The organism is Amnibacterium setariae (assembly GCF_003581425.1).
Classification (GTDB): Bacteria; Actinomycetota; Actinomycetes; order Actinomycetales; family Microbacteriaceae; genus Amnibacterium; species Amnibacterium setariae.
Window position 1 is genome coordinate 1,063,392 of the sequence record NZ_QXTG01000002.1, and the last position, 24,929, is coordinate 1,088,320.

At 75.2% G+C, this 24,929-nt stretch carries 22 protein-coding genes; 10 read left to right on the plus strand and 12 right to left on the minus strand.

The window, feature by feature from the left end:
- Positions 1–77: 77 nt before the first annotated feature.
- Complete coding sequence (ffh, locus tag D1781_RS13095; RefSeq protein ID WP_119482680.1) at positions 78–1,646, minus strand: signal recognition particle protein; 1,569 nt, start codon at positions 1,644–1,646, stop codon at positions 78–80.
- 62 nt (positions 1,647–1,708) lie between these two features.
- On the opposite strand from ffh, the gene D1781_RS13100 reads away from it, so the two are divergent.
- Complete coding sequence (locus D1781_RS13100; protein WP_119482681.1) at positions 1,709–2,830, plus strand: serine/threonine-protein kinase; 1,122 nt, start codon at positions 1,709–1,711, stop codon at positions 2,828–2,830.
- A gap of 6 nt (positions 2,831–2,836) precedes the next feature.
- Here D1781_RS13100 and D1781_RS13105 read toward each other — a convergent pair whose 3' ends face one another.
- Complete coding sequence (locus tag D1781_RS13105; RefSeq protein WP_119482682.1) at positions 2,837–4,780, minus strand: vWA domain-containing protein; 1,944 nt, start codon at positions 4,778–4,780, stop codon at positions 2,837–2,839.
- A gap of 87 nt (positions 4,781–4,867) precedes the next feature.
- Between D1781_RS13105 and D1781_RS13110 the strand changes: the two genes are divergently transcribed.
- Positions 4,868–5,383: a helix-turn-helix domain-containing protein gene (locus D1781_RS13110; protein ID WP_119482683.1), complete on the plus strand. Its 516-nt coding sequence runs from the start codon at positions 4,868–4,870 to the stop codon at positions 5,381–5,383.
- Here the strand turns inward: D1781_RS13110 and D1781_RS13115 are convergent.
- Positions 5,380–6,369 carry an NAD-dependent epimerase/dehydratase family protein gene (locus D1781_RS13115; protein WP_119482684.1) on the minus strand — a complete coding sequence of 330 codons (990 nt, stop codon included), beginning with the start codon at positions 6,367–6,369 and terminating at the stop codon, positions 5,380–5,382. The two genes, D1781_RS13110 and D1781_RS13115, sit on opposite strands and share 4 nt — an antisense overlap.
- Before the next feature lie 46 nt (positions 6,370–6,415).
- Positions 6,416–6,757, minus strand: coding sequence for a nucleoside triphosphate pyrophosphohydrolase family protein (locus tag D1781_RS13120; protein ID WP_119482685.1), 342 nt, complete (start codon positions 6,755–6,757; stop codon positions 6,416–6,418).
- Positions 6,758–6,861: 104 nt separating this feature from the next.
- Between D1781_RS13120 and D1781_RS13125 the strand changes: the two genes are divergently transcribed.
- Positions 6,862–7,770, plus strand: coding sequence for an aldo/keto reductase (locus D1781_RS13125; RefSeq protein ID WP_119482686.1), 909 nt, complete (start codon positions 6,862–6,864; stop codon positions 7,768–7,770).
- A 54-nt stretch (positions 7,771–7,824) separates the two neighbouring features.
- On the opposite strand, the gene D1781_RS13130 is transcribed toward D1781_RS13125, so the two are convergent.
- Positions 7,825–8,427, minus strand: a complete 603-nt coding sequence (locus D1781_RS13130) for an HD domain-containing protein (RefSeq protein ID WP_119483301.1) — start codon at positions 8,425–8,427, stop codon at positions 7,825–7,827.
- Between D1781_RS13130 and lipB the strand changes: the two genes are divergently transcribed.
- Genes lipB through D1781_RS13145 form a run of 3 tightly spaced genes read left to right on the plus strand, consistent with a single transcriptional unit; the run spans position 8,420 to position 10,756 of the window.
- Complete coding sequence (gene lipB, locus D1781_RS13135; protein WP_199706593.1) at positions 8,420–9,142, plus strand: lipoyl(octanoyl) transferase LipB; 723 nt, start codon at positions 8,420–8,422, stop codon at positions 9,140–9,142. The two genes, D1781_RS13130 and lipB, sit on opposite strands and share 8 nt — an antisense overlap.
- A complete protein-coding gene (lipA, locus tag D1781_RS13140) occupies positions 9,139–10,191 on the plus strand; it encodes a lipoyl synthase (protein ID WP_199706595.1) in 1,053 nt (350 codons plus the stop codon). The genes lipB and lipA overlap by 4 nt, the downstream gene beginning before the upstream one ends.
- Before the next feature lie 52 nt (positions 10,192–10,243).
- On the plus strand, positions 10,244–10,756 hold the full coding sequence (locus tag D1781_RS13145; protein ID WP_119482688.1) for a gamma carbonic anhydrase family protein: 513 nt from the start codon (positions 10,244–10,246) through the stop codon (positions 10,754–10,756).
- 107 nt (positions 10,757–10,863) lie between these two features.
- Here D1781_RS13145 and ftsY read toward each other — a convergent pair whose 3' ends face one another.
- Positions 10,864–11,727, minus strand: coding sequence for a signal recognition particle-docking protein FtsY (ftsY, locus tag D1781_RS13150; RefSeq protein WP_233551333.1), 864 nt, complete (start codon positions 11,725–11,727; stop codon positions 10,864–10,866).
- A gap of 89 nt (positions 11,728–11,816) precedes the next feature.
- Here ftsY and D1781_RS13155 point away from each other — a divergent pair, with 89 nt between their 5' ends.
- A complete protein-coding gene (locus tag D1781_RS13155) occupies positions 11,817–12,698 on the plus strand; it encodes an NAD(P)-dependent oxidoreductase (RefSeq protein WP_119482690.1) in 882 nt (293 codons plus the stop codon).
- 3 nt (positions 12,699–12,701) lie between these two features.
- Positions 12,702–13,505 carry a shikimate 5-dehydrogenase gene (locus D1781_RS13160; RefSeq protein ID WP_119482691.1) on the plus strand — a complete coding sequence of 268 codons (804 nt, stop codon included), beginning with the start codon at positions 12,702–12,704 and terminating at the stop codon, positions 13,503–13,505.
- Positions 13,506–13,747: 242 nt separating this feature from the next.
- On the opposite strand, the gene smc is transcribed toward D1781_RS13160, so the two are convergent.
- The 3 genes from smc to D1781_RS13175 all read right to left on the minus strand — a co-directional run bounded on the left by smc (position 13,748) and on the right by D1781_RS13175 (position 18,943).
- The gene (gene smc, locus D1781_RS13165) at positions 13,748–17,134 is read right to left on the minus strand and encodes a chromosome segregation protein SMC (protein ID WP_119482692.1); all 3,387 of its coding nucleotides are present in this window, start codon (positions 17,132–17,134) and stop codon (positions 13,748–13,750) included.
- Positions 17,135–17,221: 87 nt separating this feature from the next.
- On the minus strand, positions 17,222–18,178 hold the full coding sequence (locus D1781_RS13170; RefSeq protein WP_119482693.1) for an acyl-CoA dehydrogenase family protein: 957 nt from the start codon (positions 18,176–18,178) through the stop codon (positions 17,222–17,224).
- A gap of 207 nt (positions 18,179–18,385) precedes the next feature.
- Positions 18,386–18,943: a hypothetical protein gene (locus D1781_RS13175; RefSeq protein ID WP_119482694.1), complete on the minus strand. Its 558-nt coding sequence runs from the start codon at positions 18,941–18,943 to the stop codon at positions 18,386–18,388.
- Between the two features lie 159 nt (positions 18,944–19,102).
- Here D1781_RS13175 and D1781_RS13180 point away from each other — a divergent pair, with 159 nt between their 5' ends.
- Together D1781_RS13180 and D1781_RS13185 are read left to right on the plus strand one after the other, a co-directional pair.
- Complete coding sequence (locus D1781_RS13180; protein ID WP_233551334.1) at positions 19,103–19,780, plus strand: response regulator; 678 nt, start codon at positions 19,103–19,105, stop codon at positions 19,778–19,780.
- A complete protein-coding gene (locus D1781_RS13185; protein WP_119482696.1) occupies positions 19,780–21,159 on the plus strand; it encodes a sensor histidine kinase in 1,380 nt (459 codons plus the stop codon). The genes D1781_RS13180 and D1781_RS13185 overlap by 1 nt, the downstream gene beginning before the upstream one ends.
- A 264-nt stretch (positions 21,160–21,423) precedes the next feature.
- On the opposite strand, the gene D1781_RS13190 is transcribed toward D1781_RS13185, so the two are convergent.
- The 3 genes from D1781_RS13190 to D1781_RS13200 form a co-directional block, all read right to left on the minus strand.
- Positions 21,424–22,110, minus strand: coding sequence for a DUF1345 domain-containing protein (locus D1781_RS13190; RefSeq protein WP_119482697.1), 687 nt, complete (start codon positions 22,108–22,110; stop codon positions 21,424–21,426).
- 6 nt (positions 22,111–22,116) lie between these two features.
- Positions 22,117–23,943, minus strand: coding sequence for a thiamine pyrophosphate-requiring protein (locus D1781_RS13195; protein WP_119482698.1), 1,827 nt, complete (start codon positions 23,941–23,943; stop codon positions 22,117–22,119).
- Between the two features lie 85 nt (positions 23,944–24,028).
- A complete protein-coding gene (locus D1781_RS13200; RefSeq protein ID WP_158590092.1) occupies positions 24,029–24,868 on the minus strand; it encodes a DUF1206 domain-containing protein in 840 nt (279 codons plus the stop codon).
- Positions 24,869–24,929 lie beyond the last annotated feature (61 nt).

Sequence of the window (24,929 nt, forward strand, 5' to 3'; positions counted from 1 at the left end):
GACTTTGCTCACGCTTCTGGACGCCGAGTCGGCGACTCGGCGTCCAGAAGCGTGAGCAAAGTGAGGGTGAGAGCGGCTCAGCGGCCGAGGAGCTTCTGGAGCTTCTCCAGGTCCTCCGCGCTCGGCTGGCCGTCGCCGCCGGCCGCCGCGCCGCCACCGAGGCCGAACCCCGCTCCCCCGGCGCTCTGCGGCTTGAGCGAGCGCCCCTCGGCGAGCGCCGCGTTCTCCGCGGCGCGCTTCGCGGGGTTGCCCGACTTCGAGCCCTTCTTCTTCTGCTGCACCTGCTTGCGGCCGCCGCCGCCGTAGCCCACGGGGCCCATGCCCGGGATCTGCGGGACGCCGCCGCGCGCGACGGTCTTCATCATCTTCGCGGCCTGGTCGAACCGCTGGACGAGCTGGTTCACGTCCGTCACGGTCATGCCCGAACCGCGGGCGATGCGGAGGCGGCGGGAGCCATTCAGCAGCTTCGGGTTCTGCCGCTCGGCGGGCGTCATCGACTGGATGATCGCCTCGGTCCGGACGATCTCGCGCTCGTCGAACTGGTCGAGCTGCTCCCGCATCTGCCGGGCGCCCGGCAGCATGCCGATCATCTTCATCAGGCCGCCGCGGTTGCGCAGCTGCTGCATCTGCTTGAGGAAGTCGTCGAGCGTGAACTGGGAGGTCGCGATCTTCTCCGCGAGCTCCATCGCCTCCTGCTCGTCGAACGTGGCCTGCGCCTGCTCGATGAGCGTGAGGATGTCGCCGAGGTCGAGGATGCGGCTCGCCATGCGATCGGGGTGGAACGGCTCGAAGTCCTCGAGCTTCTCGCCCGTCGACGCGAAGACGATCGGCCGGCCCGTGACGGAAGCGACCGACAGCGCCGCGCCGCCGCGGGCGTCGCCGTCGAGCTTCGTCAGGACGACGCCGGTGAAGTCGACGCCCTCCTGGAAGGCCTTCGCCGTCGCGACCGCGTCCTGACCGATCATCGCGTCGATGACGAACAGGACCTCGTCCGGGTCCGTCGCCTTCCGGATGTTCGCGGCCTGCTTCATCAGCTCCTGGTCGACGCCGAGGCGACCGGCCGTGTCGATGATGACGACGTCGTGCTGCTTGTCGCGGGCGAAGCGGACGGCGTCCTTCGCGACGCGGACCGGGTCGCCGACGCCGTTGCCGGGCTCCGGCGCGAAGACGGTCGCGCCGGCCTGCTCGCCGACGACCTGCAGCTGCTGCACCGCATTCGGGCGCTGGAGGTCGGCCGCGACGAGCAGCGGGGTGTGGCCGTCGTTCTCGAGCCACTTCGCGAGCTTGCCCGCGAGCGTCGTCTTGCCGGCGCCCTGGAGGCCCGCGAGCATGATCACGGTCGGGGGCTGCTTGGCGAACTCGAGCCGCCGCTGCTCCCCGCCGAGGATGCCGATGAGCTCGTCGTTGACGATCTGCACGACCTGCTGGGCCGGGTTGAGGGCCTTGTTGATGTCGGCGCCGAGGGCGCGTTCGCGCACGTTCGCGGTGAACTGCTTCACCACGTCGAGGTTCACGTCGGCGTCGAGCAGCGCCCGGCGGATCTCGCGGACCGTGCCGTCGACGTCGCTCGCCGTGAGCACGCCCTTGCTGCGCAGGTTGGCGAGCGCGGCGGTGAGTCGATCCGACAGGGATCCGAAGGTGGCCATGGGTCCAGGATTCTACCGGCGGCGCCGCAGCCCGGGCGCGGCGGATGCGGGATCATGAGCGCGTGACGGAGCTCTTCGCGGGGCGCTACGCCTTCGTCGACCTGCTGGGCTCCGGCGGCATGGGCACGGTGTGGCGCGTCTGGGACGCGAAGCGGCGGGAGTACGCCGCCGCGAAGCTGCTGAGCCGCTCGGACAGCACCTCCCTCCTCCGGTTCATCCGCGAGTCCTCGTGGCGGGTCGAGCACGACCACGTGGTCACGCCCACCGGGTGGGCCGCGGAGGACGACCGGGTGCTGTTCACGATGCCGCTGGTGCGCGGCGGCACGGTCGCGGACCTCGTCCGCGACTTCGGGGCGCTGCCGCTCGGGCTCGTGCTCGACCTCCTCGACCAGCTGCTCGCCGCCCTGACCGCGGTGCACGCGGCCGGCCTCGTGCACCGGGACGTCAAGCCGTCGAACCTCCTGCTGGAGCCGCCGGGGTCCGACCGGCCGCGGCTGCGGCTGTCCGACTTCGGCATCGCCGCCCACGTGGACGACCCCCGCTTGACGCGGATCGGCGAGGCGGTCGGCACGCGGGGCTACGCCGCGCCGGAGGTGCTGCGCGGCGCGGACCCCGACCCCGCTCAGGACGTCTACGCGGTCGGGGTGCTGGCGGCGGAGCTGGTGACGGGTCGCCGGCCCGGCGCCGGCGCGTCGGGACTCGGGGACCATCCGCTCGCCGCGCTCGTCGCCGCGATGACGGAGGACGACCCCGGACGGCGGCCCACGGCAGGAGGGGCGCGCCGCACCGTCGCCGGACTGACCGCCGCCCCCGGGCCCGAGCGGGGCGGGGACCCGGTCGAGGTGTTCGACCACGTGCCCGAGCTGCCGGACGGCTGGGCGCCGGACGGCCCCGTCCCCCTCGACGACGCGGGGACGCCGGTCCCGGTCCCGGCACCTGCATCCGAGGCCCGACCGGAGCCGGAGCCGGAGCCGGCGGCCGTGCAGGCCGCGACGCGCCCGGCGCCCACGAGGCCGGCCGCGACGCGCATCCTCCAGGAGCCGGGGCCGGACACCGAGCCGCTGCCGCCGGCGATGCGGCCGGTGCCGCGCCGCCGCGGCACCGGCTGGCTGCCGCTCGCCGTCGTGCTGCTGCTGGTCGGCGCCGTGAGCCTGATCGGCGGCGCGGTCCTCCTGCTGCGGTAGGTCGGCTCACCCGGCCCGACGGCGCAGCCGGAACAGGATCAGGGCGACGATCCCGCCCGCCAGCGCGAGGACGCCGAGCGCGATCGCCGCGACCCCGACGACACGTCGGACGGGCTCGAACGCGTCGGGAGCGGCGGCCCGGCTCCGCGAGCCGTCCGCGGCCGGCCCCGAGCGGGATGCCGACGGCGCGCTCGAGGGCGCCGAGGTCGCCGTCCCGACGGTGCCGTCCCGGGATGCGGCGACCGCGTACGCGGGCGATCCGGCGGCGGAACCGCGGACCGCGGTGCTCATCGTGAAGGGCACCGCGTAGTCGCGGTCGTCCCCACCCGGCGTGAGGAGGGACACGAGCACCAGGTACCGTCCGGCCTCGCTGGCGGCGCGCGCCGTGCTCTCGATCTGGAAGCGGTTCCGGTAGGCGACCGCGTTCGTGTACTGGTAGACGCTCACGCCCTCCGATCCGGCGTACAGCGCCGTGTTGGAGCGGCGGGAGCCGGGGTCGCCGGCGTAGGCGACGTTCCCCTGCGCGTCCGCGCGGGACGGCGAGAGGATCGAGACGGCGAGCACCGGGGGCCGACCCGAGCCCAGGCGGCTGCCGAGCCCTGCGGAGATGGTCGGTCGCACCTGGGCGGCGAGCGACTGGCCCCAGTCCACGTCGACGGAGAACGCCTGCAGCTCGCCGGGCACGATCGTGCCGGAGATCGCACCGGGGTCGATCGGGGTCGCCGCGGCGAGGGAGGACCCGCCGACCACCTGCTTCGCCTGCTCCGACAGGTCGAGGGCCGTGAACGCGGGGGTGGAGGCGGTCTCCGGCAGCGACCCGACGTCGCGGACCGGTGCCTCCTCCCGCACCCGCAGCTCGAGCGGGACGTCGATCGCCGCGCCGAGCGAGGACTGGCCCTGCGCGCCGTGCGTCACCTGCACGACGTAGTCGCCGGCCTTGAGGCACCGCTGCTGGGACTGGTCCAGCGAGCTCGGGATGGCGAGCGACGCCGTGATGAGCGGGGTGAAGCCCGTCCCGACGTTGAGACCGGACCGCTGACCGCACGAGTAGCCCTCGGGACCGAGGACCACCAGGTCGATCACGTCACCGCTCACCCGGGCGCGGGAGTCGACGGAGACGTGCAGCGTGGAGCCCTCCACGGTCCGGCGCACCCGGTAGTAGAGCGTCTTCCGGTCCCCCGTGCTGCTGCCGAGCGTGTCCAGCCAGTCGCCGTTGCCGAGCAGCGGCGATCCCTGCTGCGCGACGGTGCCGCGCACGGGCGTGCCCGTCTCGCGGAAGGGCTGGGCGGCGCGGGTCGCTGTCGTGTCGAGCGCGTTCGACAGGTCGTCGGCGCTGTCCGCGTCGTAGTACTCGCCCTGCCCCTTGTCCGCGATGCACTGCAGGGCGTCGCGCGCCTTGCCCGACACGTCGAGCCCCACGACGTCGATGCGGAGCGAGATCCCGTCCTTCGCGAGGGACGCGGCGACCGGGCACGGGTCGGGCGCGCAGGTCGGCTCCCCGTCGGAGACCAGCACGATGGTGCGCTGCCCGGTGGCGCCGAGGTCCTTCCCGGCCTGCTGGAGCGCGTAGCCGATCGGCGTCTCGCCGAAGGGCTTCACGCGGTCCACGGCCGCGTCGAGCGCCGGGCGGTTGCCGGTGCCGAGGTCGGCGATGCGCTGCGAGTCGGTGCAGGCGCGCCCCGACGCCTTCGACTGCGTCGCGCCGAAGGTGCGCATCCCGACCCGCTGCGCGTCGGGCAGGCCGTCGACGACGTCGTGCAGCGCCTCCTTCGCGGCGGCGATCTTCGTGCCGCCCTCGGGCAGGCGCTCCGCCATCGAGCCTGAGGCGTCGAGGACGAGCATCATGCTCCCCGGGTCCTCGGCGGGTGCCGCCGATGCCGGCCGCGCGACGGCGCCGCCGGCGAGCAGCAGCGCGACGCCGACCAGGGCGGGTGCAGTGAAGCGGTGCATGTCCCCTCCTCCAGAAGTTTCCGATAGCAAATCACAGCGTGTTCACGATCGCAAACATTCCTGGCAGACTCGGACCGGGAGGACGAGATGACGGACGACGACGACATCGCGCGCAACCGTGAGGCCCAGGCGCGGCTCTACGGCCTGCCCGTCGGCGACCTGCTGCGGCGCTACAGCGACGCGCTCGGCGTGACGCAGGGCCGGCTCGCCGACCTGCTCGGCGTCTCCGCCCCGATGCTGTCACAGCTCGCGAACGGGCGGCGCGTCCGGTTCGGCAACCCGGTCTCGGTGCAGCGCCTGCAGGCGCTGCACGCCGCCGTGCTCGAGGTCGAGGCCGGGCGCCTCGCCCGCGAAGGCGCGATCGAGCGGGTCGAGGCGAACCGGGCCGCCGACGTCTTCACCGCCACCGCGCCGGCCGAGCCGGACCCCGTCGAGGCGGTGCAGCGGCTGTTCGCCCTCGCCGGCGCGCCCGAGGAGCACCGAGCGGCCGCCGCGCTGCTCGACCCCGCGCACCCCGGGATCGCCCGGCTGCTGCGCGCCGCCGGTGCCGGCGGGGCCGAAGACCTGCGCGCCCTCCTCGCCGCCGCTCGCGCGGCCGACTAGGCGGGTCGGCCCGCAAGGAGGCGGAGGAGGCCGCGCTCCTCGTCGTCGGTCAGCCCGGCGCCGTGCGGGTGCTCCGCCTGCGTCTCCTCCCACGCCAGCACGTCCCGCAGGGTCTCGTCGAGCGGGCGGTGGGTCAGGCCCGCCGCCCTCGCCTTCGCGCCGCTGCGCGCGGTGAAGCCCTGCCAGTCCGGGTCCGCGAGCCAGAGCGGGAGGCTGCGCGGGCCCGCCCACTCGGCGACACCCTGCTCGGCCAGCCACGCCTCCGGCGCCGCGGCGACCTCGGCCGTGGAGCGCGCCGCCCGGTGCGCGGCCGCGAGGTGCTCCGCGAGCGGCACCTCGGGGCCGACCGCGTCGAACACCCCGCCCGTCCCGTCCTCGGCGCAGCGCACGAGCCACGCGGCGAGGTCGCGCACGTCGATCAGCTCGGTCGACCGCTGCGGCGCGTCCGGCACCACCACCGCGTCACCGACGGGGTGGGCGAAGCGCCACGGCCAGTACCCGGAGCGGCCGGAACCGTCGCCCGGGCCGCCGATCAGCCCGGCGCGGGCGATCATCGCGCGGTCGCAGAAGCCGGCGAGCACCGCCGCTTCGCAGGCGACCTTCGCCGACCCGTAGTCCTCCATCGACGCCATCCGGTCGGCCTCGAGCGGCGGCAGGAGCGGGAGGGACTCGTCGCCGTGGCGGGTGGTCGTGTCCGCGTACACGTTGCCGGTCGAGACGAACAGGTACCGCTCGGCGTCGAGCGCGGCGACCGCGCCGCGGACGTGGCCGGGGTGGCGGGCGACGTCGACCACCGCGTCCCACCGACCCTCGGCCGCGGCGTACGCGTCGGGCCGGTCGCGGTTCGCGCGGATCAGGCGCGCGCCCTCCGGGACGTCGCCGGACTCGCCGCGGGCGAGGCACGCCACCTCGTGGCCGCGTGCGAGCGCCTCCGCCGCGATCGTGCCGCCGAGCCAGGCCGTGCCGCCGAGGACGAGGATCCGCATGGCGCGATCCTGCCGCGGCCGCACCGGCGACGCCTCCGGGATCCGCTCAGGGCAGCGCCGGCGCGTCCGGTCCCGGCGGGTACAGGCGCTCCCACTGCAGCCACTTGGCGTCCATCGCCGCCTCGACGTCGACGCCGTGGCGCCGGGCGAGGAGGAGGACATGGCCGAGCACGTCCGCGACCTCCTCGGTCAGACGGCGCTCGACCTCCTCCGCGTCCCGTCCGCGGTCCTTGCCGCGGCCGGTGCGCGCGAGCTGCACCTGCGTCAGCTCTCCCAGCTCCTCGACGAGCTTGAGGACGAACCAGTCGTCGTCCCGCGTGAAGCCCTCCCGGACGGCGTACCCCGCCGAGATCCGTTCGAGCCGGTCCGAGAGCGAGGCGAGGTCCACGGGCGCAGTCGAACGGCGGCCACCGACGCCGCCGAGCCCCCGCTGGTCGAGGTGCGAGCGCAGCGAGCCTCGAGACCGCACCCGCCCCCGCTACCGTCGCTCGGATGCGCACCACTCCCGTCGCCGGGCTCGACCTGACCGCCCTCACCATGGGCTCCGCACCGCTGCCGACCCCGGTCGCGCGGGCGGTCGACCTGCTCGACGAGGGCTGGGAGGCGGGCATCCGCGCTCTCGACGCCGCCGACGGCACGGGGGGCGCGGAGTCGGCCGCCGGACGCTGGCTCGAGGAGCGGCAGCCGGAGGGCGTCGTCGTGCTCTCGGGCCTCGGCACCGTGGTCGGGCAGGGGCGCGGTGCGGACCTCTCCCCCGCGCGGATCGACGGGCACGTCGCCGCCGCCGTCCGCCGGCTCGGCCGCGTGGACCTCGGCTGGCTGCGCGGCGCGGACGCGGAGACCCCGCTCGAGGACACCCTCCAGGCGCTCGCGGGCGCGATCGAGGGCGGGCGACTCCGCGCCTGGGGCGCGGGCGACGTCGATGCCTGGGCGCTCGAGGGGCTGCTGGCCGAGGCCGACCGCACCGCGCTCCCTCGGCCCGCCTTCGTCCGGGTGCGCCTCAACCTGCTCGAACGTGGCGCGCTCCAGGACCTCGCCCCGCTCGCCGCGGGCGAGGGCGTCGTCCTGCTCGCGGGCGCGCCGCTCGGCGGGGGCCGTCTGACGGGGCGGCACGTCGCCGCCGAGGAGAGCGCGGCGGAGGCGATCCGCTTCGGCGCTCCGCGCGACACCCCGATCGACCCCGCCCTCGACGCACTGGTGGCGCTGCGGGACCTGGCGCGCGACCTCGAGCTGTCGCTCGAGGGCCTGGCGCTCGCCTGGCTGCTCGCCACCGACCCGGTGGCCTCGACGATCGCGACGCCGCGGGCGAAGGCCGACTGGGATCCGGTGCACGAGGCGCTCGAGCGCCCGCTCGACGCGGAGACGGTCGAGCGGCTCGAGCACCTCCTCCCCCAGCCCTGATCCGTTTTGAAGGAGTTCTCGGGCTTTCGCGCCGACATCTCCTTCAGAACGGAATCAGCGGAGGTGCTCGAGCGGGTTGCGGGCGAGCTTGTCGCGCAGCCCGCCGGCGAGCAGGCGCGCGGCGTGCGAGGTCGGCTTGCGCTCGGCCTGCTCGGCGACGCGGTCGCCGAAGTCGGCGGCGAGCGCGCCGCGCGGGTAGGCCTCCAACACCTCGAGCAGGTACTCGCGGGGCAGGGCGTCGGGCCGGGCGCCGGAGATGTCGAGCCCGGTCGCGATCTCGAGGAGGTGCCCCTCCACGTCGAGGTCCGGGTCGACCTCGGGCCAGTTGTGCCGCTCGATCACCTCGACCAGGCGCTGCTGCTGATCCCGGGTCCAGTCCGCGCCCGCGCCGAGCACCGCGGCGACGTGGCCGCCCGCGATCTCGTACGGCGTCCGGACCGCGTCGAACTCCTCCGCGAGGCCCAGGTCGTGCAGGAGCGCGGCGACCGCGAGCAGCTCCCGGTCGGGCCGCAGCCCGAGCACCTCCGCGAAGCCCGCGGCCCAGTACCAGCTGCGGACGCCGTGCGCCGCGAGGGCCGGCGTCAGGTAGCGCGCGGCCAGGTCGAGCGCCGCACGGACGGTCGGGGTCTCGGGCGGGCGGAGGTCGTCGATGCGCACCTCCGTCATCCTGCCGGAGGCGTCCGCGACCCGACGTAGGGTTGCGACCGTGATCGACGTCGCGTTCACGCGCCTCGCGCCGGACCTGCTCGACTACCACGAGGGCTGGGCGCTGCAGCGTTCGGTCCACGCGGAGGTCGTCGCCGGCACGCGGCCCGACTCCCTGATCCTGTGCGAGCACGAGGCGGTCTACACGGCCGGCAAACGGACGGCGCCCGACGAACGCCCCGTCGACAGCACCCCGGTGGTCGACGTCGACCGCGGCGGCAAGATCACCTGGCACGGACCGGGCCAGCTGACCGGCTACCCGATCCTCCGCCTGCCCGACCGGCACGAGGTCGTCGCGTTCGTCCGCGACCTCGAGGCGATGATGATCGACGTCGCGGCCCGCTTCGGCGTGACCGGCGAGCGGGTCGAGGGCCGCAGCGGCGTCTGGGTCCGGAACGGCGGCGGCTGGGACAAGATCGGCGCCATCGGCCTCCGGGTCGAGCAGGGCGTCACCATGCACGGCTTCGCCCTGAACTGCAGCAACGAGCTGACGGCGTACGACCGGATCGTCGCCTGCGGCATCCGCGACGCGGGCGTCACGACCCTCTCGGCCCTGACCGGCCGCACGATCACGCCCGCCGACGCGGCGCCGATCGTCCTCCAGCACTTCCGCGACGGCGTCCTCGGCCTCGCGCACCGCACCGACAGCACGAAGGTGGCCGCATGACCGACCTCGCGACGCCCAAGGTCGTCCGACTCCCCTCCACCGGCCTCAGCCCCGAGCAGGAGGCCGCGCAGGCCGGCCACCGCCGCATGCTGCGCCTCGAGGCCCGCAACGCGGAGACCCCGATCGAGCGCAAGCCCGAATGGATCCGCACCACTCTGAAGCAGGGCCCGGAGTTCCAGGCGCTGCGGAACCTCGTCAAGGACGAGGGCCTGCACACCGTGTGCCAGGAGGCCGGCTGCCCGAACATCTCCGAGTGCTGGGAGGACCGCGAGGCCACCTTCCTCATCGGCGGCTCGCAGTGCACGCGGCGCTGCGACTTCTGCCAGATCGACACCGGCAAGCCCGCGGACTACGACCGCGACGAACCGCGCCGCGTCGCCGAGTCGGTCGCGCAGATGCGCCTCCGCTACGCCACCGTGACCGGCGTCGCGCGCGACGACCTGCCCGACGAGGGCGCCTGGCTGCACGCCGAGACCGTGCGGGAGATCCACCGGCAGAACCCGGGCACGGGCGTCGAGATCCTCGCGACCGACTTCTCCGGCAACCCGGACCTGCTGGCCGACGTGTTCTCCTCCCGCCCCGAGGTGTTCGCGCACAACGTCGAGACCGTGCCGCGCATCTTCAAGCGCATCCGCCCGGCGTTCCGGTACGAGCGCTCGCTCGGCGTGCTGACGCAGGCGCGCGACGCGGGCCTCGTCACGAAGTCGAACCTGATCCTCGGCATGGGCGAGACGGCCGACGAGGTGCTGCAGGCGCTGGAGGATCTCCACTCGGCCGGCACCGACATCATCACGCTGACGCAGTACCTGCGCCCGACGCCCCGGCACCTGCCGGTCGCACGCTGGGTCACCCCCGCGGAGTTCGAGGACTTCAAGGTCGCGGCGGAGGAGATCGGGTTCCTCGGCGTGCTCGCCGGGCCGCTGGTGCGTTCGTCGTACCGCGCCGGCCGGCTCTACGCGCAGTCGATGGCCGCCAAGGGCCGCGCGCTGCCCGAGGGTCTGCAGCACCTCGCCGACCCGACGCTCGGCTTCGCGCAGGCGGTCGGCTGACCCGTCCCCCGTCACCCGGCCGCTGCGGCGGTCGGCGGGGCATGCTGGCCGGATGGCGACGATCCTGCCCTTCGAGGGCGTGCTGCCCCGTGTCCACCCCTCCGCGTACCTCGCCCCGACCGCGACGCTGATCGGCGACGTGGTCGTGGAGGCGGACGCCGTCGTCATGTTCGGCGCCGTGCTCCGCGCCGACCGGGACCGGATCGTCCTCGGCCGCGGCAGCAACCTGCAGGACAACGTCGTCGTGCACGGCGACCCGGGCTCGCCCGCGCTGCTCGGCGCCGGGATGAGCGTCGGCCACGGCGCGGTCGTGCACGGCTGCACGATCGGCGACGACTGCCTCATCGGGATGAACGCGACCGTGCTGAACGGCGCCGAGATCGGCGCGGGCTCCCTCGTCGCCGGCGGCGCGGTCGTGCTCGAGGGCACGCGGCTGCCGGCCCGGACGCTCGCCGCGGGCGTGCCGGCGAAGCCGCGGCGGGAGACCACGGACGAGGAGGTCGACCGGATCCGGCGGAACGCGCGGACCTACCGGGACCTCGCCGCCGCCTACCGGCGCGGGTGACGGTTCGCGGATCCGCAGAATTCGGGCGACACGCCGGTCGCGAGTGCTCGGTCGGCGGCGTGTCGGGCAGGAACTGCGGATCCGCGGAGGAAGTGCGGATCCGCGAATCAGCCGACGAGGCCCTGCGCGAAGACGTTCGGGGTGAAGCCGGTCAGGTCCTGGATGCGCTCGCCCTGGCCGATCAGCTTGATCGGGATGCCGGTCTCGTCCTGCACGCGGAGCACGAAGCCGCCCTTCGCGGAGCCGTCGAGCTTCGTGATCACGAGGCCGGTCACGCCCGCCGACTCGATGAAGGCCTGCGCCTGCATCACGCCGTTCTGACCCGTCGTCGCGTCGAGCACGAGCAGCACCTCGGCGATCGGCGCGAGCTTCTCGACGACGCGCTTCACCTTGCCGAGCTCGTCCATCAGGCCGCCCTTGGTGTGGAGGCGGCCGGCGGTGTCGATCAGCACGATCTCGGTGCCGGTCCGCTGAGCGTACTCGACGGTCTGGTACGCGACGGAGGCGGGGTCCTGGCCCGGGTGCTGCGGCCGCACGACCGCGGCGCCGGCGCGCTCGGCCCACGTCGCGACCTGCTCGACCGCGGCGGCGCGGAAGGTGTCGGCCGCCCCGACGACGACCGAGCGGCCGTAGTTGCCGACGAACTTCGCGAACTTGCCGATCGTCGTCGTCTTGCCGACCCCGTTCACGCCGACGATGAGCACCACGGCGGGCCGGTCGGTCAGCTTCAGCGTCGGGTCGAAGCCGGCGAGCCGCTCCTCCACGTCCTCCCGCAGCATCCGCTGCAGGTCGCGCGAGTCCGTCGTGCTGTACCGGTCGACCTTCTCGCGGAGGTCGGCGAGCATCGACTCGGTGATGTCGGGGCCGAAGTCGGCGCCGATCATCGCCGCCTCGAGGTCGTCCCAGGTGTCCTCGTCGATCGTCCGCACGGTCCCGAAGAGGTTCCGCAGCCGCGCACCGAATCCCGCCACGGGAGCCAAGGCTATGGGCTGCCCGCTCCCTGCCCGCACCCATCCGGCCGGGGCTACCGTCGCCCCGCTCGTTCGAGGAGAGGACCGCCATGCCGTACACCCCGAAGACCGCCCTGCTCGGCACCGGGACCATGGGCGTCGGGATGGCCCACTCGCTCCTCCGCGCCGGGCTGCCCGTCACGGTGTGGAACCGCCACCCGGAGAAGGCGGCCTCGCTCGCCGACGACGGCGCGACGGTCGCGGAGAGCCTCGAGGAGGCGCTCCGCGGCGCCGAGGTCGTGGTGACGATGCTCTTCGACGCGGACTCGGTCGCCGAGGTGATGGAGCAGGCGCTGCCCGCCTTCGAGCCGGGCACGGTCTGGGTGCAGACCACGACGGTCGGCCGCGACGGGATCGCGCGCCTCGCCGAGCTCGCCAAGACCCACGGCGTGCCCTTCTACGACGCCCCGGTCGTCGGTACCAAGCAGCCGGCGGAGGACGGGAAGCTGACCGTGCTCGCCGCGGGCCCCGAGGCGACGCGCGACGCGGTGCAGCCGGTGCTCGACGCGATCGGCGCGAAGACCGTGTGGCTCGGCGAGGAGGCGGGACCCGCGAGCGCTCTCAAGCTCGTCGCGAACTCGTGGGTCGCCACGATCACCGCCGGCACCGCCTTCGGCATCGCGCAGACGCGGGCGTTCGGGCTCGACCCGGCGCGCTTCCTCGAGACGATCTCGGGCGGCGCCGCGGACAGCCCCTACCTGCAGACGAAGGGCCGCGCGATCGTCGAGGACCGCACCGACGACCCGCAGTTCGCCCTCGACGGCCTCCGCAAGGACCTCGGCCTGATCCGGGACGCGGACGAGGCGGCGGGCGTGCCGACGGTGCTCGTCGACGCGCTGCTCGCCGCCTACGGCACGGCCGCGGACCGGGGCCGCGGCGGCTCCGACGTCGCCGCGGTGGTCGCGGCCTTCGAGGCCGACCGCGATGCTTGAGCGGTGCTGAACAAGGACACCTCCGTCTGCATCTCGCTCGCCGGGCGGCCGAGCAACCTCGGCACCCGCTTCCACAACCGGCTCTACGGGGAGCTCGGGCTCGACTTCGTCTACAAGGCGTTCACGACGAGCGACCTGGAGGGCGCGATCCGCGGCGTGCGGGCGCTCGGCATCCGCGGCTGCTCCGTGTCGATGCCGTTCAAGACCGCGGTCGTCCCGCTGCTCGACCGCCTCGAGGCGTCTGCGGCGGACATCGACGCGGTGAACACGATCGTCAACGACGCGGGCGTGCTCACCGGCTCGAACACCGACGTGGAGGCGGTCGCCGCGCTGCTCGCGGAGCGGGACCTCGACCGGGCGAGCCGCGTCGTGGTCCGCGGCAGCGGGTCGATGGCCTCGGCGGTGTCGGCGGCGTTCGCCCGCGCGGGATTCGGCCACGTGACCCTCTGGGCGCGGAACGCGGCGGCCGGCGCCGCCATCGCGGAGCGCGACGGCCACCGCTTCACCGACGCCGACCCGGACGACGCGGACGTGCTCGTCAACGTCACCCCGCTCGGCATGGCGGGCGGGGAGGAGGGCGTGCTCGCGTTCGACCCGGACCTGATCCGCGGCGCCCGCGCGGTGTTCGACGTCGTCGCGCTGCCCGTCGAGACGCCGTTGATCCGTGCGGCTCGAGCGGCCGGTCTGCCCGTGATCTCGGGGGCGGAGGTGCACGCCCTGCAGGCCGCGCTGCAGTTCGAGCGGTACACCGGCGTGCGCCTCTCCCGCGACCAGGTCGAGCGCGCGCACGCCTTCGCCCGCGCCTGACCGCTCCTCCATTTCGAAGGCGATTCGGCCGGCCGAATCACTCTCGAAATGCACCACAAGAGGGGATATGGCGTTATCGGGAATCGGAATAGATTTCCTGTACAGCCGCTACCCGAGTGGGAGCGACCGCCAGGTCAGTTCCCGCAACAGCTCGAACGACTGCTCGCCGCGGCCGCCGTCGCAGCGCTGGGCCACCCCGCAACGGCCCCGCGCGACGGCGGGCGCGGTGGGAACCGCCGCCCTCAGGACCGCGCCGCGAGCCGCTGGCCGATGACGTTCGAGACGCCGTCCTGCCGCATCGAGACGCCGTAGAGCGCGTCCGCGATCTCCATCGTCCGCTTCTGGTGGGTGATGAGGATCAGCTGCGACGCATCGCGGAGGGACGAGATCACCTCGAGCAGCCGGCCGAGGTTCGCGTCGTCGAGCGCCGCCTCGACCTCGTCGAGGATGTAGAACGGGCTCGGCCGCGCGGTGAAGATCGCGAGCAGGAACGCGACCGCTGCGAGCGACCGCTCGCCGCCGGAGAGCAGCGACAGGCGCTCGATCTTCTTCCCGGCGGGTCGGACGGCCACGTCGATGCCCGGCTCCTCCCCGCCCTCCGTGAGGCTCAGCCGACCGCTGCCGCCCGGGAAGAGCACCGGGAAGATGCGCTCGAAGGCCGCCTCGGTGTCGGCGTAGGCGGCGCTGAAGATGTCGTGCATCCGGCGGTCGAGGTCCTCGACGATCTTCAGCAGGTCGGCCCGCGTGCGGTGCAGGTCGGCGAGCTGCTCGCCGAGGTGCGCGTGCCGCTGCTCGAGCGCCGCGAACTCCTCGAGCGCGAGCGGGTTGACGCGGCCGAGGCGGGCGAGACGCCGCTCGGCGGTCGCGAGGCGCCGCTCCTCCTCCTGCCGGTCGAGCCCGTCGATCGCGGCCGCCGCGAGGGCGTCGGCGTCGAGCCCGAGGTCGGCCATCCCCTTGTCGCGCACGGACTGGAGGGAGACCTGCTGCTCGTAGAGCCGCATGTCGAGGTCGCGGGCCCGACGGTCGAGCTCGCCGACGTCGGTGCGCGCGGCGGCGAGCCGGGCACGGGCCTCCCGCAGCTCGGCGCTCATCGCCGCCCGCTCCCGCTCGGCGAGCGCCAGCCGGCTGCGCGCGTCGACGAGGGAGGCGTCGACGGAGGCCTGCCAGGCGGGCACCTCGGTCAGCACGGCCTCAGCGGCCTCCCGCTGCAGCGCGCGCTCGGCCGCACGGCGCGCGGCGCGCTCGGCGGCGGCTTCGGCGGCGCGGGCCCGCTCGTCGAGGGAGCGCACCCGCGCCCGCTCCGCGTTCAGCCGCTCCTGCAGCGTCCTGCCCTCGAGGCGTGCCGCGACGGCGGCCTCCCGGGCCGCGTCGACCGCGGCGGCGAGCGGGACGCGCGCTCCGCCGTCGACGACCGGTCGCTCGGCGGCGCGGGCGGTCTCGAGCGCTGCCGACGCCGCGTCGCGCGCGGCGAGGGCGTCCTGCCGCCGCGCCGCCGCCTCCGCGGCCTGGGCGGTCGCTCGGGTCACCTCGGCGGTCGCCGCATCGGCTGCCGCGACGAGGGCGGCGCGGCGGCGCTCCTCGGACCGGGCGGCGTCGGTGCGCTCCCGCTCGCGCCGCTGCGCGGCCTCCGAGGCGGCGCGAGCGGTCTGCTGTGCGCTGCGCGCGGTCCGGAGCCGGTCCCGTGCGTCGGCGACGCGGCCGGCGAGGTCCTCCGCAGCGGCGGCCGCGGCGTCGCGATCGGCGGTGAGCTCGAGCCCCGACGCGCCGGCGCCGGCGGTGCGGAGGCGGGCGGCCGTCACGAGCTCCCCCGCCGCGGTGGCGGCGACCAGCTCGGTGCCCTCGACCGCGGCCCGCGCGGCAGGGAGGTCGAGGACGAGGACGACGCCGCGGAGGAGGGCGAGCACGCCGCTCGGGGCGCGGACGACGTCGATCGCGGGGGTCCCGGCGGTCGGCCGCTGCTCCGGCGCGACGGCGGCTGCGGCGACGAGGTCGACGGCCCCGAGCGGCGCGACGGCCGGTGCGGAGGCGGCGGGGTCATCGACCACGGCGGCGTCGAGCAGCGGCCCGAGCACCGCGCCGACCGCGGTGCGCCAGGCGGGGTCGATGTCGACCAGGTCCTGGAGGCGCCGGGCGCCGGGCAGCGCGCCGAGCACCTGGGCGACGGAGGGCGGCGCCGCGGTCGCCGCGGTGAGCGCCGCGAGCCGGGCGTCGACCGCGCTCTGCTCGCGCTCGAGCGCGTGCAGCGCTGAGCGGGCGGCGTCGACCTCCGCGGACGCCGCCACGAGCGCCTCGTGCACCGCGGCGTCGTCGCCGGTCGGCCCCTCCGCGGTCGGCTCGGGCAGCTCGGCGAGCGCGGCGGCAGCGGCCTCCGCTCGCGTGCGCGCGGCCGCGAGGGCGCCGGCCCGCCGCTCCCCCTCCGCGTCCGCAGCGGCGGCGCGCGAGCCCGCGGCGGCCGCGTCCCGCTCGAGCGCGGCGACGGCGCGGTCGTGCTCGGCGACCCGGGCCGCGTCGGCAGCGATGCGCCGGTCGACCTCGTCGAGCGCCGCCTGCGCGGCGGCGAGGTCGACCTGCGCCGCCTCCGCGGCGGACTGCACGGCGCCGACCCGGGCCTCGAGCGACGCGACGAGGGCGACCGCATCCGCCCGCTCCACGCTCGACGGACCCGCCGCGGCTGCTGGCGCCTCCTCCGGCGCGAGCAGCGCGACCCGCGTCGCTGCGGACTGCGCGAGCACGCGGAAGCGCTGCTGCACGCCCTCCAGGTCGATCGCGGTGCGGCGCAGGCCGTCGAGGCCGTCGTCGGCGGCCTCCCGCTCGAGCACGGCGGCGCGGGCCTCGAGCCGCTGCTCGCCGTCGGCGGCCACGTCCCGCGCGGTCGCGAGCTCCTCCTGCTCGGCGGTGAGCGCGGCGACGGAGGCGGCGAGCCGGGCGGCGTCGTGGGCGAGGAGGCGGGTCCGCGCGTCGCGGACCGCGGCCTGGATGTCGCCCGCCTCGCGCGCGATCTCCGCCTGCGCCCCGAGCGGCTTGAGCTGGCGCTGCAGCTCGTCCTTCAGGTCCGTCAGGCGGGTCAGGTTCGCCTGCATCGAGTCGAGCTTGCGCAGCGTGCGCTCGCGGCGGCGGCGGTGCTTCAGGATCCCGGCGGCCTCCTCGATGAAGCCGCGGCGCTCCTCCGGTGTCGCGCGGAGCACCGCGTCGAGCTGCCCCTGACCGACGATGACGTGCATCTCGCGGCCGAGCCCGGAGTCGGAGAGCAGCTCCTGCACGTCGAGCAGGCGGACGGAGTCGCCGTTGATCGCGTACTCGCTACGGCCGTCGCGGAACAGCGTGCGGCTGATCGCGACCTCGCTGTACTCGATCGGCAGCGCGCCGTCCGCGTTGTCGATCGTCAGCACGACCTCCGCGCGGCCGAGCGGCCCGCGGGTGGCCGTGCCAGCGAAGATCACGTCGGCCATCGAGCCGCCGCGGAGGTTCTTCGCGCCCTGCTCCCCCATCACCCACGCGAGCGCGTCGACGACGTTCGACTTGCCGGAGCCGTTCGGGCCGACGATGCAGGTGACGCCCGGCTCGAAGACGAAGGTCGTGGGCTGGGCGAAGGACTTGAAGCCCTTGAGCGTCAGGCTCTTCAGGTGCACGCTCGCGCTCCCTCCGCCCGCCGGGCCCGCGCCCGGCTCGAGGGTAGCGAGTCGGTCGGACACGCCGGGAGGCGGGTCCGGCGGCGGTCAGGCGCCGAGCCGCTCCTGCAGCGCGGCGCGGATGGCGGGGCGCATGCCGAACCCGAGCAGGAAGTGCGCCTCGCGGAGGAGGCGGTCGGCGCGCGAGCCGCGGATGACGCTGCGTCCGCCATCGTGCACGGCCAGCGCCGCTGCCGCGCGGACCGCGAGCGCCGAGCAGGCCGCGCGCGCGGCGGGCAGCCCGGCGACGTCGGCCGCGAGCAGGGCGTCCCGCGTCCCGGCGACCTCCGCGAGCAGCGGCTCCGACTCCGCCCAGGTCGCGGCGCGGGCGGCGACGCCGAGCGCGAGGGCGCCGTTCCCGGCGAGCCCGGCGGCGTCCGCGACCGCCCACTCCTCGGGCGTCACGCGGCCGAGCAGGCGGTCCTCCGGCACCGGCACCCCGTCGAAGGCGAGCGTCACGGTCGCGGAGGCGTTCGCCGCGACGAGCGGCGCCAGGTCCGCGCGCATGCCCGGGCCGACGTCGACGAGCGCCGTCGCGATCGCGCCCTCGTCGTCGACCGCGGCGACGCGGAGCACCTGCGCGACGCCCCACCCCGTGACCCAGAGCGCGCTGCCGTCGAGGCGCCGCGCTCCCGGCCGACCGCTGAGCCGCAGGGGCTGCGGGCCGCGGACGGCGGTGATCACGACGCCCGCGCGGAGCCGCCCGGTGGCGAGGTCGGGCGCGAACGCGGCGACCGGGCCGGAGGCGGTCGCGACGGGGCCGAGCGCGCCCTGGTGCTGCAGCCACACGAACGCCGTCGCGAGGCAGCCGCCCGCGAGCGCCGCGGCGACGTCGACGCGGTCGTCCAGGCTCGGCCCAACCGCGGCGAGCCCCGTGAGCCCGGCCTCGTCGAGCGCGCGCAGGTGCGCCTCCGGCACCCGGTCCGCCGCGTCGACCGCCTCCGCGTCCGGCAGCAGCACCTCCTCCGCGACCCGACGGGCGGTCTCGACGACGCTCTGCACCACGGCGCCATGCTTCCACCCGCCGCTGCGGGGGCGGTCTCGAGGCTCGCTGCGCTCGCACCTCGACCAGCGGGGTCGGCTCGCTTCGCTCGCACCTCGACCAGCGGGCAGGGGCGGCCACACGATGGTTGAGCCGGGCGCTCCGCGCCCGGGCCGAAACCACCCCGGAGCCGCAAGATCGGCGGTCGAGGTACGAGCGGAGCGGGAGGGCTAGGAGCCCTGCTTCGCCTCGCACTTCGCCTGGAAGCGCGCCTGCACGGTCTTCACGTTCTGCTGGATCGTCGGGCCGTAGTCGCCGGCGAGCGCCTTCTGCTCGATCTTCTCCGCCTCGGCCTTCCGCTCGTCGGTCTTCGCCTTCAGGCCGTGCAGCGTCTTCAGGTCGGCGCGGAGGGACGCGGGCAGCGCGGCGGCGAGGGCCCGCTCAGCGGCCTTCCCGCCGCCCACGACGCGGGCGATCTCGCCGGCGCGTGCGCCGTAGCCGCCGGCGAGCGCCCTCTGCCGGATCGCCTTCCGCTCGGCCGCGCGGTCAGCGCCCTTCGGCTCGCTGCGGAGCTTCTTCAGGTCGGTCTTCAGCTGCCCGGGCATCGCGCCGCGCAGCTCCGCGCGCAGGTGCACGCCGCAGGCGGCGGGGGTGGTGGAGGCGCTCGGCGTGCCGTCGCCGGTCGCGGCGAGCGCCGCGGTCGTGCCGCCGCCGACGGCGAGCAGCACGGCGGCGCCGGAGGCGACCAGCACGGCCGTGCGGCGGGTGGAGCGGAGGGGTTTGATCATGTCGTCCTCGTCGGTCGGGGTTCGGGCCGTCGCGCGGGGCAGCGGTGGGAGCAGTGTGCGAGCCCCGGGCTCGGCGCGCGTTCGGGGAATGTTCGAGGCGTGTAAAGCGGGCCGAGGCCGAGCGGTTCGACCCCGCCGGGAGCCGCTTGAATTGCGCTCGTGGACGCCAGAGGGCTCGTGCTGATCGCGGAGGACGAGCCCGCGATCGCCGACCTCGAGCGCCTCTACCTGGCGGACGCGGGGTTCGGCGTGCACGTCGAGCGGACCGGCGACGCGGCCCTGGCCGCCGTCGACCGGCTGCGGCCCGTCGCGATCGTGCTCGACGTGGGGCTGCCCGGGCGGGACGGCCTCGACGTCTGCCGGACGCTCCGGGCCCGCGGCGACTGGACGCCGGTCGTGTTCGTCACGGCCCGCGACGACGAGGTCGACCGGCTGCTCGGCCTCGAGCTCGGCGGGGACGACTACCTGACGAAACCGTTCTCGCCGCGGGAGCTCGTCGCGCGCGTGCGGGGTCTGCTGCGCCGCGCCGCCCTCCCGGCGACCGCCGCACCGGTCGTCGTGGGCGGCGTGGAGCTCGATGCCGAGCGGCGGACCGTGACGGCCGCGGGGCGCCGCGTGGACCTGACCGCGACCGAGTTCGACCTGCTCGCGAAGCTGATGAGCGCGCCGGGCCGGGTGTTCACCCGCGAGCAGCTGCTCTCGAGCGTCTGGGGCCAGGCCGACTACGGCGGCGGCCGCACGGTCGACGTGCATGTGGCGCAGCTGCGGGCGAAGCTCGGGGACGCCTCCCCCATCCGCACGTCGCGCGGCGTCGGCTACGCCGCGGACGTCGGCTGATGCGCGGGCTGTCGCTCCGCATCCTCGCCCTGTCCGTCGGCCTGGTGCTCGCGACCACGCTCGCCGCCGGGCTCGCGACCGTCCAGCTCGCCCGGGGGGCCGCGGCGAGCGAGCAGCGCAGCGAGCTCGTCGCGCAGGCGTCCCTGATCACGATCCAGTCCGCCCGGCTGGCCACGCCCCGCTTCCTCCGCCGGATCGGCACCGGGCTGGACGGCTCGGTGCTCGTCGTCGTCGACGCGGACGGCGCCGTCTCCACCTCGACCGCGCCGGGCAGGAAGCAGCTGATCGCCGCCGTGACGGGGGCGGGGCGGGAGGCGGCGACGTCACGCGGCCGGGTGTCCACGACCGTCGACCTGCGCGGGCGGACGCAGCTCGTCGAGGCGCGGCCGATCCAGGACGGCGGCGCGATCGTGCTGTCGCGGCCGCAGAGCGCGCTCAGCCGGACCACGCGCGACCTCGTCGGCCGCATCCTCCTGGTGCTGCTCGTCGCGCTCGCGGTCGCCGCGGTCGCCGCCGTGTGGCTGTCGCGGCGGCTGGCCCGCCCGCTGCGGGCGACCGCCCGGGCCGCGCAGCGGCTGGCGCACGGCGAGCGCGGCGTCGCGGTGCCGGAGGACGGGCCGGGCGAGGTCGGCGACGTCGCGCAGGCGCTCCGCGCCCTCGACACCGCGCTCGCGCAGAGCGAGGGCCGTCAGCGGGAGTTCCTCCTGTCCGTCTCCCACGAGCTGCGCACCCCGCTGACCGCGCTGCGCGGCTACGGGGAGGCCCTCGCGGACGGGCTCGTGCCGCCCGGCAGCACGCAGGAGGTCGGCCGGACGCTCGTGCGCGAGACCGAGCGCGTCGAGCGGTTCACCGCCGACCTCCTCGAGCTGGCGCGGCTCGAGGCCGACGACTTCTCGATCGAGCCCGCCGCCGTCGACCTCGGCGGCGTCGCGGAGGAGGCGCTCGTCGCGTGGCGGGCGCGGGCCGACGCGGAGGGGGTCGAGCTGCGCACCGAGGGGTTCGAGCGGCCGGTGCTCGCCCGGGCGGACCCGAGGCGGACCCGGCAGGTGCTCGACGGGCTCGTCGAGAACGCCCTGCGCGCGACGCCGGCCGGCGGCGAGGTCGTGCTCGTCGCCGTGCGCGGGCAGGACGCCTCCGGCATCGCGGTGGAGGACTCGGGGCCGGGGCTCTCGGACGAGGACCTCGCCGACGCCTTCACCCGCGGCCTGCTGCGCGAGCGTTACCGGGAGACGCGCGCGGTGGGCACGGGGCTCGGGCTCTCGATCGCGACGCGCCTCGCGGCGCGCATGGGCGGCCGGGTGCGCGCCGAGCACGCGCGCGAGCGCTCGGGCGCCCGCTTCGTGCTCGAGCTTCCGGAGGCGGTCGCGGACCCGCGATAGCGCGGTGCGCGGTCTCGAGGCTCGCTCCGCTCGCACCTCGACCAGCGGGGAGGAGAGGTGACCCCCGGTGGTTGAGCCGGGCGCTCCGCGCGGGAGGGGCGGCGACACGATGGTTGAGCCGGGCGCTCCGCGCCCGTGCCGAAACCATCTCGAAGCGCGATAGCGCGGTGCATGGTCTCGAGGCTCGCTGCGCTCGCACCTCGACCAGCGGAGAGGGCGAGCGGAGCGTACGGCGGCGGATGTGGCGGGTCGGCAGCGAGCGGGTCAGCTCAGGAGGGAGACCCCGCGGGCGATCACGAGGGCCAGGATCACGAAGGCGACGAACGCCTCGAGGCCCATCGCGATCTTCGCGCGAGTGGTCAGCGGCATCACGTCGGTCGGCGAGAACGCCATCGAGTTCGTCAGCGAGAAGTAGAGGTAGTCGATGAAGGCGGCGACCCAGCCGCTCTTCTCCGACGAGCCCGAAGCGACCTCGCGCACGGCGTCCGCGTCCTCGTCCTGCGGGAACCGGAAGTCCGCGTGGGGCAGCCGATTCCGGGGCTGGACGGTCCGGGCGACCGGGCCGCCGCGGTCGATCTCCCAGTACGCGAGCCCGTAGGCGATCACGTTCGTGACCCACACCTGCAGCGTCGCGAGCAGGATGACCGGCCCGTCCGACGGCTTCGCGGTCAGCAGGGCGTGGATGACGAACGCGAGCGCCGCGTGGTTCGCGACGAGCAGCAGCAGTACCTGGGCGGTCGACAGCCCGCGCGACCACCGGGTCTCCCGGTCCACCCGCCTCGGGTTCAGCAGGACCACCGGCACGATCAGGACCACGCCGAGGACCACGACGACCGCCCGCAGGACGACGGGCACGTCGCTCGGCAGCGTCGCGTACAGCGCGAGCGCGACGACGATCGCTAGGACCGGCGGCCACCGGTACTCGGCGGCCGAGCGACGCTGCTGCGCCATCGGCGGCTAGCCCTCCTTCGAGCCGAGGTGGAGGGCGCCCTTCACGCGCTCGATCCCCTCCGACACGATGCCCTCGGCGGAGTCGACGAGCACCTGCGGCGCGAGCGGGTCGCCCTTCGCGAACGCCTTGACCGTGTTGTTCCGGTACTCGCTCGTGATCTTCGGCGGCAGGGGCGGCGCGTTGCGGGTGACGACGTCGTCGATGACGGTGACGCCCCGGTGCGCGAGGGCGGCCTCGACCGCGGCGGCGGCGTCCTCGTCCTTCGTGACCGTGATCCCGTTGAACCCGAGCAGCCGCGCCCAGCCGGCGTAGTCGACGCTCTCCACGTCCTGCGAGGTGCGCCAGACCGGGTTGCCGTCCTCGGTCCGCATCTCCCACGAGACCTGCGCGAGGTCGTCGTTGTGCATGACGATCACGACGAACGTCGGGTCGTCCCAGGCGGCGAGGTGCTTCTTGATCGTGATCAGCTCGTTCATGCCGAGCATCTGGAAGGCGCCGTCACCGATCGTGCAGATCACGGTGCGGTCGGAGTGGGCGAACTTCGCGGCGATCGCGTAGGGCATCGCCCCGTTCATGCTCGCGAGGCGTCCCGACAGGTCGCCCTGCATCCCGCGGCGGAGGCGGATGTGGTGGCCGTACCAGTCGGCCGTCGTGCCGGCGTCGCAGGTGACGATCGCGCCCTCCGGCAGGCGGCGGTTCAGCTCGTGGAAGATGCGCCGCGGGTTGCCGCCGTCGGGGAAGGTCAGCATCGCCTGCCGCTCCATCTCCTGCTCCCAGTCGTGGAACTCGGCGGCGATCTTCTCCTGCCAGGAGCGGTCCTCCTTCTGCTCGAGCAGCGGGAGGAGGGCGTCGAGCGTCGACCTCACGTCGCCCCACAGGTTGACCTCGGTCGGGTACCGCACGCCGAGCTGCTCGGGCTTCAGGTCGACCTGCACGCCCCGCGCCTGCCCGCTCTTCGGCAGGAACTCGCCGTACGGGTAGTTCGTGCCGAGCAGCACGATCGTGTCGCAGTCCTGGATCTGGTGGAGGCTCGGCAGGGAGCCGAGCAGCCCGACCTGCTGCGAGTGGTACGGCACGTCGGCGGGGATCACGTCCTTGCCGCGCAGCGCCGTGATGATGCCCGCGCCGGTACGGTCGGCTGCGGCGAGCACCTCGTCGGTGGCGCCGCGGGCGCCCGCGCCGACGAGGAAGGTGACCCGCTCCCCCGCGTTGATCACCTCGGCCGCGCGGCGCAGCTCGTCCTGCGGCGGCGTGATGCGCGTGGAGGCGGCGACGGCGCTCGAGCGGGACACCCAGTGCTCGGCGCCGAGCTCGCCCACGTCCATCCCCTGCACGTCGTGCGGGAACACGATGACCGCCGGCTGGAGGCGCGCGATCGCCGTGCGGAAGGCGGTGTCGACGACCGCGAGCGCCTGGTCGGGCGTCGTGATCGTCTGCACGTAGCAGGCGACGTCGGCGAAGACCCGCTCGAGGTTGTCCTCCTGCTGCGTGAACGTGCCGATGGAGGCGAGGCCCTGCTGCCCGACGATGGCGACCACGGGCACGTTGTCGCTCTTCGCGTCGTACAGCCCCGTGATCATGTGGAAGGCGCCGGGGCTGGAGGTCGCGATGCAGACGCCGACCTCGCCGGTGAACTTCGCGTGCGCCGTCGCCATGAAGGCGGACATCTCCTCGTGGGTCGGGCGGATGTACTCGAAGCCCTCGCCCTTCCGCTCCGCCTTCCCGAGCGCGCCGTCGAACTCGCCGATGCCGTCGCCGGGGTACCCGTAGACGCGGTGGACGCCCCACTCGTGCATCCGCCGGATCACCGCTTCGCTGACCGTCTGACCCATGTCCGCTCCCGTCCGCGCCTCGTGGAGGCGACCCCGGGAACCGTATGACCGCTGATCGGGAGGCGGCAGAGCGCGGGCTGAGCGGCTAGGCGGTGCGGGCGATCCGGGCCCGGATCAGGGCGTACAGCCCGGCGAGGATCCAGCCGACCCCGACCGCGATGAGCAGCACCTGGCCGAACGGGCTGCCCGAGAAGCCCGCGAGCGCGGCGTCGAGGCCGCCGACCCGCTCGGCGTCGACGGTCCACGCGGCGAACAGGAGGGTGCCGCCGACGAGCAGGATCGTCACGCCCTGGGCCACGTACGCGACGGAGCCGAGCGCGAGGACGGACCAGCGCTGCCCCTCCTCCTCCGGCAGCCGGATCGTCTTCACGAACCGCTGGGAGATCCCGAGCCAGATCATGCTCGCGCCGATCACGACCACGACGACCCCGCCGAGCGCGAGCACGAGCTGCCCGCCCGGCACGTCGAAGAGCGTGCGGCTCGCGGCGGCCCGGTCCGCGTCGTCGAGCGCGTGGGCGCCGAACGCGAAGCGCGCGGCTGTGAGGCCGATGACGGCGTAGACGGAGCCCCGGCCCCAGAAGACGAGCCGCTGCCGCCACCGCTCGAGCGGCTTCGGGTCCTGGTACAGCGCGCCTTGGACGACGAGCCAGAGGAACAGGGCGGCGTTGCCCGCGGCGACGAGGCCGAGCAGCACGACGCCGCCGGGCACCGCGCGGATCGCGCCGAACGCGCCCTGCGCACCGGGGTGCGCACCGTCGACGTGCGCGGCGAGCAGCAGGGCGAGGACGCCGATCATGCCCCGCAGCAGGGCGGAGGCGGCGTAGCCGGACCGGGCGACGGCGCGGACCCACGGGGTCCCGCTCGCGGTGCGGGCGAAGCGCTCGGCGTCGTCGAGCCGCTCCTCGAACCCGGTCACGGGGTCCACGGGCGCTCGACGCCGCCCGCCGCCGCCCGCCCGCTCCGCACCCGTCGAGGCTAGGCGACCC

Coding starts and splice junctions, on each gene's coding strand:
- ffh (WP_119482680.1), bottom strand. CDS start 1,646: ATGGCCACCTTCGGATCCCTGTCGGATCGACTCACCGCCGCGCTCGCC.
- D1781_RS13105 (WP_119482682.1), bottom strand. CDS start 4,780: ATGCACCGCTTCACTGCACCCGCCCTGGTCGGCGTCGCGCTGCTGCTC.
- D1781_RS13110 (WP_119482683.1), top strand. CDS start 4,868: ATGACGGACGACGACGACATCGCGCGCAACCGTGAGGCCCAGGCGCGG.
- D1781_RS13115 (WP_119482684.1), bottom strand. CDS start 6,369: ATGCGGATCCTCGTCCTCGGCGGCACGGCCTGGCTCGGCGGCACGATC.
- D1781_RS13125 (WP_119482686.1), top strand. CDS start 6,862: ATGCGCACCACTCCCGTCGCCGGGCTCGACCTGACCGCCCTCACCATG.
- lipB (WP_199706593.1), top strand. CDS start 8,420: ATGCGCACCTCCGTCATCCTGCCGGAGGCGTCCGCGACCCGACGTAGG.
- lipA (WP_199706595.1), top strand. CDS start 9,139: ATGACCGACCTCGCGACGCCCAAGGTCGTCCGACTCCCCTCCACCGGC.
- D1781_RS13145 (WP_119482688.1), top strand. CDS start 10,244: ATGGCGACGATCCTGCCCTTCGAGGGCGTGCTGCCCCGTGTCCACCCC.
- D1781_RS13155 (WP_119482690.1), top strand. CDS start 11,817: ATGCCGTACACCCCGAAGACCGCCCTGCTCGGCACCGGGACCATGGGC.
- D1781_RS13175 (WP_119482694.1), bottom strand. CDS start 18,943: ATGATCAAACCCCTCCGCTCCACCCGCCGCACGGCCGTGCTGGTCGCC.
- D1781_RS13185 (WP_119482696.1), top strand. CDS start 19,780: ATGCGCGGGCTGTCGCTCCGCATCCTCGCCCTGTCCGTCGGCCTGGTG.
- D1781_RS13190 (WP_119482697.1), bottom strand. CDS start 22,110: ATGGCGCAGCAGCGTCGCTCGGCCGCCGAGTACCGGTGGCCGCCGGTC.
- D1781_RS13195 (WP_119482698.1), bottom strand. CDS start 23,943: ATGGGTCAGACGGTCAGCGAAGCGGTGATCCGGCGGATGCACGAGTGG.